We start from the raw sequence: 6,241 nt of genomic DNA on the forward strand, positions 1-6,241 counted from the left end.
GAGATACGTCCATCGTGACAGACATCGAGGGACTCGACCGGACATTTTTAGGACATCTTTCACGGTTTCTTATTGCCGCAAAACGAGCACGCCACGTAGGTCTCCCCGCTTTGGGTGGTTCTCCAGCCGTACGCATGCCCGTCTTTTGGACAGGTTCCAAGCTCCTCCTGACTCGACGCTACTTCCGCTTTTCCCCTGTCTTGGAACGCCATGCGAATTTTTTGACGCATGGGAGGTTCGGCCTCGATGGGTGTCTCCATCGAAGAAGAGACGTTCTTCGCAGGGACTTCGTCCCCCGTAGCGATGATCCGAAGACGCGCCCGAGGTTCTGCAACTACGCTCCCTTTCGGCGTCGGTGTCTCAGGTGGGTCCGTCGCATACTGCTCTGCTTTCGAAACGTCGTCGGACGGGTCTGCCTCAAAAGACACGCCATATCGATAGACGTAGAGGGTTTTAGACCCCCATGTGAACAGGGGACGCTTGGCTCTTGCCACCGCCGCTTTCGAAGGATAGACCGAGATGGGGCGACGTTTCTCGGCCGTGTGAGACGTCTTCGAAGCTCGGGCTACTTTCCGTTGCAACGACGCTTTTATGGTCGGTTCGATCATCCGGATGCGTTGCGGCAGTTGGCCCCGTTGTTCGGACACCCCGACGTACAACGCTTCGTGTTCGGTGAGGCCGTATCGGAGGTACTCGATAGAGAACCTCGGCACCTTCTCCTCGCTGTGACTTTTCGTGACGAGCGGATGCCCATCGTCTTTCCCCAGTCCTCCAGCGCGTATTTGTCGAGCAGACCGAGTCGTCTTGACACGGGATACCGAACCGGACACTTGGGACACAAACCGTGCGTCTTCGTATCCCAGATTGGAGAGGTAGATCCAATGTCGCGTCGATCCTTCCATCGTGTGCAGATACCCGCGTCCCACTTCTTCCATCTGCGCACGAGACTGCATCGCCATGACCATCTGATGGCCATGCTTACGCCCTTGTGTGCGAATCTCTTGGATGCTTCGCGTCGCATACAGTGGGTACTCGTCCACATAGGTATAGACCGGCGGTTTGTCGTTGTCTTTCCCAGGGCGATGCAGCACGGCTTGCTGCAAAAAGACCAGGATCATGCGCCCCACCAATTTCCCGGTCTCCGTTTGCCCTGTGATCACGGAGAGGAGTTCCCCAGGGTGGGCACGTGCCGCGTCTGGCCCATTGCCGAAGGATGTCGCGTCTTTCGTCGGCATCCATTCGGGAGGGTCGATCCAGGATTCAAAGGAAAAATTCGGCCGCTCTTCCCCCTCCGACTGCTCCCCCGGATGCCCAAACAACGCTTGAACCAAGGGACTGGAGATCAGCACGCGCACTTTCCCACGCAACCCACGCAAAATGTTCTTGTACGCCTCGGCGTTCTTTCCGTCGACGCTGCCGCCAAATTCGCTGTAAATGCTATTGGCCGCTCGCTCCAGCATCTTGTGTTCTGCCTGCGACAGTCTTGGCCAGAGCGTGGCTTGAAAGTGATCGAGGCGTGCATCCTTCGAATGCGCCCTGGTGGACGCGTCGCCATGGGCCATTGCACGCACGCGTGCGGCATCCATAAAAAGGTCGTCCATCTGCACCAGATAGCGGTCATACCAACCGATGACGTCTATCTCTACGGGGTTCCCCAGCGTGTCAAAGCCGTACAGATAACGGTACAGTTGCAACGAGTCGGTCGTGGCCTGAGCCGCCATATCGTCAAAAAAAGCGGCACCTCTTGCCTTGTCCCCCGTCTGTTCGTTCAACAGGATGTTCATGTTCGCCACAATGTCGTCCATCGTGGCGCCCGCCAAGGGATTAAACCGCACGTTGGTGCCTTTCCCTCCGACTTGACCGTCGATCACATGGATCCGGCGCACGGTGATGCCAAGAGACTCTGCGTAGGTCTCGATGGAAGGCTCCGGTTGTGGGGACATCCAAAGGACGTTCGCCAGGGTGCCCTTGGCGATGGCCTCTAGGTCTTGATGGATCATCGGCTTCATCGTCCGATACGTTTTCCCCGATCCGATGGGACCGACAATACCCATGTTCAAACATCGGTCGCTGCCCCGCAGGATGACTTTTTTCCCCGACTTTTCCCGATCCCCCGGAAGTCCTGGTTCGGCTTCTCCGAGGCTGAGGCCGATCACGACGTCCGGTGTCTCATACAAGGGGGCTTTGCCACGTCGAATCGGACGCCGATACACACTCACCACACGGCGCACAGCGTAGCCTAGGCCGTACCCGCGCCGCATCATCCCAATCCAAGCGACCGTAACCATCCCCAGCACGAGCAGCAGGACCCAGAGGTCTCCCAGTTGTATGAGCGGCGTTTGTAGGCCCAAAGCGCCGCGCAGAACCGGCAAACGCATCCCGGACGCCTGATGCCGCCAAGACAACGCTGTTCGCCCGACCTTATTGCCCCACTTGGCCAAGCGCATCAGTCCGTATCCCGCGATCCCGACCAACAGTACCGTGAGCAACCCCCTTGCGATGCGAAAAAAAGCCGACAGAATCCACAGTGCCAGCACGGCGAGTAAGAGGACGCCTACCCGTTCTAGGACACCGACGTGTTGGGGCAACATGAGTTGGGGAAGCGCGAGTGTCTTCATCGGGCGCTCACTCCTTTCGGCAGCAGACACGTTGCCAGCAAGTGCACCCAGTGGGTGCGATCCTGGCGTTCCTCGCGATGCTCCGTCACCGTATAAAAGGCCGTCTCCGCCCCTTCCTCGACGAGAAAAAAGCGCATCCAGATTTGACCCGTCGCATCTTTCGCGACCACTTGTAAATCCCCAGCTTGCAAACGCAGTTGCCGATCCCAGAGAGAAATCACATAGCTGTTGTCCGTCCGCTCCACGCGCCACACATCAGCCATGATGTCGGAGGGATACGCTGCAAACCGTTCTTGAAGGGGTAGGAGCAGCCGATCCCATTCGTCGAACATGCGCTCGACCGCCGATGGAAAGGCCGCCTGCAAGCGTTCCTGGATACGGTTTTGGTCCAGTCGCTCATCCACCTCCCGGACCAGCGCTTCGTACAGATCTTCGAGCACGAACGTCACGACATTCCCTCCAATTCTCTTAAAAACCGCGACGGCACCGTGGATGCGTTGCCGAGGGTGTTTGGATACAGGACGTACAATCGGTCTTTGGCCCGCGTCATGGCCACGTAAAACAAGCGTGTTTCTTCGTCGAGCGCGGAGGCTTCGCCTTGCGCCTTCGCGTACGGGATGGATCCCTCGACCACGTTCAGCACAAACACCGTTTTCCATTCGAGACCTTTGCTGCGGTGAATCGTCATGCAAGGAATGGCCTCCGGTTTCGGTTCTTTGGCTTGGTCCAGAACCCAGTCGACGTGTTTCAAAAAGGCGCGTAGCGTCGCATGTCGCTTCGAGGCTACTTGGAGTGAGGACCACCAGGCAGGAAGCTCTTGGCTGTCATGCCAACCCGGCACCCCCTGTTTCAAGGTCTCCAGAAACGCACTCGGTTGTTCGATGGGAAGCAGCCGCTCCAAGAGCTCCAAATAAGGTTCGAACCGCTCCGGCTCTCGGTACACGACGTCGATGCCATTCGCCCGCAGGGACTCTTTCGCAACGGACGAGAGCAATTTTTTAGGGAATTCGACGCTGCGAAACACCGCTTCGGGAGGAATCGGGGCCTTGCGCTGGATGGCTTCGACCACGCGCAGATACGAGAGCACGGACACGACGGCAGGCATCTCGTAAAAGTGTTGATCTCCGACGATGGAAAACGGCATTTTTGCCTCGGTGAAGGCTTCTTCCATATCCCGCGACTCCGTGTTGGTCCGATACAAGACCGCAAAATCGGACCAACCCAGCTCCGGAAACGCCGTTTTCAGTCCTTGAATCGTTTCCACCACGCGCAGCGCTTGCTGTTCCGGAGTCTCACAAGCCAAGATTCGGACAGCGTCTCCGCCCTGCCGATGGGCCACTACGCGCTTGACGCGTTGCGTTTTGCTCAGACGAATCACGCGATTCGACGCTTGCACCACGGTTTCCGTCGACCGATAATTCCGCTCCAGCAAGACGATCTTGGCGTCCGGATAGTACTTAGAAAACTCTAGAATGAGCTCTGGTCTCGCACCACGAAACCCATAGATCGACTGATAATCGTCCCCGACCACGAAGAGATTCCGATGCGGTTCCACAAGCTTTTGCAAGATAAGCCACTGTACCCAATTCGTGTCTTGAAACTCATCCACCAGCACGTACTGAAAGCGAGAGGACACGGTGCGGAAAAACGCTGGATCGTTGTACAAGAGCCGATGAGCCCGCACGAGCAGATCGTCGAAATCGAGCTTTTTGTGCACCGTCTTCCAGCGTTCATACGCGTCGAAAACGCGATTTTGGTCTGGGTCGGACAGTTGACCAGGCGTCCATCCGGAATTTTTGGCGACCGACAGACATTGCTGTACCTCTTCGGGCGAGAAGCGCTCGCCAAGTCCGGTGCCATAGGGATTGACCGAGGTTTTTGGGGCTAAAACCACTTCGATCATCCAGGTGTTATTAGGCACCAACTGCCAGCCGGGACCGAGCGTCGGAACCACCATCCGGTGGGCCAATCCGTGGATCGTCGTGACCACCACGTTTTTCGCCCTCGGTCCCATCGCTTGCTCCAGACGCGTTCGCATGTCTTCCGTCGCTTTTTTCGTGAACGTGCAACTCAAGATGCGTTGGGGTGGCACCCCACTTTCGACTAACCCGAGGATGCGCAGCACCAGCATGGTCGTTTTTCCACTTCCTGCACCTGCGACAACCACACAGGGACCGTCTTTGTGCTGTGCCGCCTCGCGCTGCGCAGGATTCAATCCTTCCAGACTCGGCAAATCAAACGCCCTCCTTTGCCTCTTTATTGTCATGGCATCGAAGGAGGGCGTTCGGACATTTTTAGGACAAGTTTTAGTCGTTGGGGAAAAGTTTGTAGAAGTTGGCGTATCGGGCATCGCGTACACTGGACGAAGCCGTGGCCAGAAGCGGCGTTGGGGGGGAGGGCATGGTTTTAATCCGCTCTTTGGCGTAGACGTCTTTGAGGATTTCCGCCACATACGCGAAACTGCGAATGCGCTTAGGCTCTTTGTGGGTACGAAAGACGTCCTGGATGCCGGATAAGATGACGTCCAGCGGCATGCCGCCCTCGAGCAGTTGCTTGAGCACCACGTAGTCGTGACGCTGCGTACGATAGGCGTAGTTGTCCATGGCCACTTGCATCGCTCGGTCCACTTCCGCATACGGGTCGCGCGTCTCGTTCGGTGCCTTCGGCGGCGATACGGGACGGACGGACCGCTCCTCCGGTTCTTCCAGACACAACGAGACTCGGATCCGTTCGGGACCGACGTAGGCCAAGTGAAGGATGCCTTTCGCTTGCAGCTTCTCCAAACGTTCGATGAGGTGTGACGTCTCCCAACCCGTCATGGCAGAGAGTCTTGCAAGCGCCACCTCCTTGTCCGGGAAGGTCAGCAGGGCCACCAAGAGGACGAACGCATCGCCATCGCCGATCCGACGACGGTATTCGCGGAGATAGTAGACCGGCACCGACACGAATCCTTGAGCAAGCACGGCAGCTTCGTACATAGGCATCGCTCCTTCGGTGTGGGTTGAGAAAGCGGCCCCGTAGGACCGCGCGGTCGTTAGCTGGCGTAGGTTTTGCTGACGGAGAGTTTGACGGTCTGCTTCTCCGGTACATCGATGCTCTCACCCGTTTGCGGGTTGCGAGCGGTATGCGCCGGTCGTACGGTGGGTTTAAGCTTCCCGACGCCTTGGAGGGTGACTTCTTGCCCGGCTTTCAGTTCGGCGACGATCGCTTTTTGAAACTCGGACCAGAGCGCCTCTACCTGTTTTTTGGGGAGCTCTGACGATACGTGTGCGAATAGACTTTCTTTGCTCATACGACTTTGGCTCCTTTAGCTTCAAGATGTCTCCAGTATAACTGGGAGTTGCGCCCGATTCGGGCCACTTTTCGCCCAATATTGAGCGAATATCCACGGCGTCTCCCGCTCCAAACGCGACAATGGAGAGCACCTGCTCGCTCTCGGTCGAACAGACAGAGGCTTTGAGGGTCTACACAGCCTGCTCCCAAAGCACCGGACGGCCGCTGCGGCTTATCCGGGCCAAGCGAAAGCGAGTTCCGAAGGATGGATGTTTTACCGAATGCGCCGTAAAGCCCCGCGCTTTAGCGCTGGGGATATAAGGCGCTCGCCGCTAGGCGAATCTTTTGTC

The 6,241-nt window shown here is 57.4% G+C and carries 5 protein-coding genes; all 5 read right to left on the reverse strand.

Annotated elements, in window-relative coordinates; genetic code table 11:
- Positions 1 to 59: 59 nt before the first annotated feature.
- The 5 genes from M4I36_RS07555 to M4I36_RS07575 all read right to left on the reverse strand — a co-directional run bounded on the left by M4I36_RS07555 (position 60) and on the right by M4I36_RS07575 (position 5,910).
- A complete protein-coding gene (locus M4I36_RS07555; protein WP_258111127.1) occupies positions 60 to 2,618 on the reverse strand; it encodes a type IV secretory system conjugative DNA transfer family protein in 2,559 nt (852 codons plus the stop codon).
- The gene (locus M4I36_RS07560) at positions 2,615 to 3,067 is read right to left on the reverse strand and encodes a hypothetical protein (RefSeq protein ID WP_258111128.1); all 453 of its coding nucleotides are present in this window, start codon (positions 3,065 to 3,067) and stop codon (positions 2,615 to 2,617) included. The genes M4I36_RS07555 and M4I36_RS07560 overlap by 4 nt, the downstream gene beginning before the upstream one ends.
- Positions 3,064 to 4,851: an ATP-dependent helicase gene (locus M4I36_RS07565; RefSeq protein ID WP_258111129.1), complete on the reverse strand. Its 1,788-nt coding sequence runs from the start codon at positions 4,849 to 4,851 to the stop codon at positions 3,064 to 3,066. The genes M4I36_RS07560 and M4I36_RS07565 overlap by 4 nt, the downstream gene beginning before the upstream one ends.
- Positions 4,852 to 4,924: 73 nt before the next feature.
- On the reverse strand, positions 4,925 to 5,596 hold the full coding sequence (locus M4I36_RS07570) for a hypothetical protein (RefSeq protein WP_258111130.1): 672 nt from the start codon (positions 5,594 to 5,596) through the stop codon (positions 4,925 to 4,927).
- Between the two features lie 56 nt (positions 5,597 to 5,652).
- Positions 5,653 to 5,910 (reverse strand): HU family DNA-binding protein, encoded by a 258-nt coding sequence (locus M4I36_RS07575; protein WP_258111131.1) that lies wholly within the window; start codon positions 5,908 to 5,910, stop codon positions 5,653 to 5,655.
- Positions 5,911 to 6,241 lie beyond the last annotated feature (331 nt).

The sequence above is a fragment of the Alicyclobacillus sp. SP_1 genome (assembly GCF_024706985.1).
In the GTDB taxonomy this organism is placed as follows: Bacteria; Bacillota; Bacilli; order Alicyclobacillales; family Alicyclobacillaceae; genus Alicyclobacillus_I.

What these genes read in the sequence shown, in the direction of transcription:
- M4I36_RS07555 (WP_258111127.1), bottom strand. Translation starts at nt 2,618, where the DNA reads ATGAAGACACTCGCGCTTCCCCAACTCATGTTGCCCCAACACGTCGGT.
- M4I36_RS07570 (WP_258111130.1), bottom strand. Translation starts at nt 5,596, where the DNA reads ATGTACGAAGCTGCCGTGCTTGCTCAAGGATTCGTGTCGGTGCCGGTC.
- M4I36_RS07575 (WP_258111131.1), bottom strand. Translation starts at nt 5,910, where the DNA reads ATGAGCAAAGAAAGTCTATTCGCACACGTATCGTCAGAGCTCCCCAAA.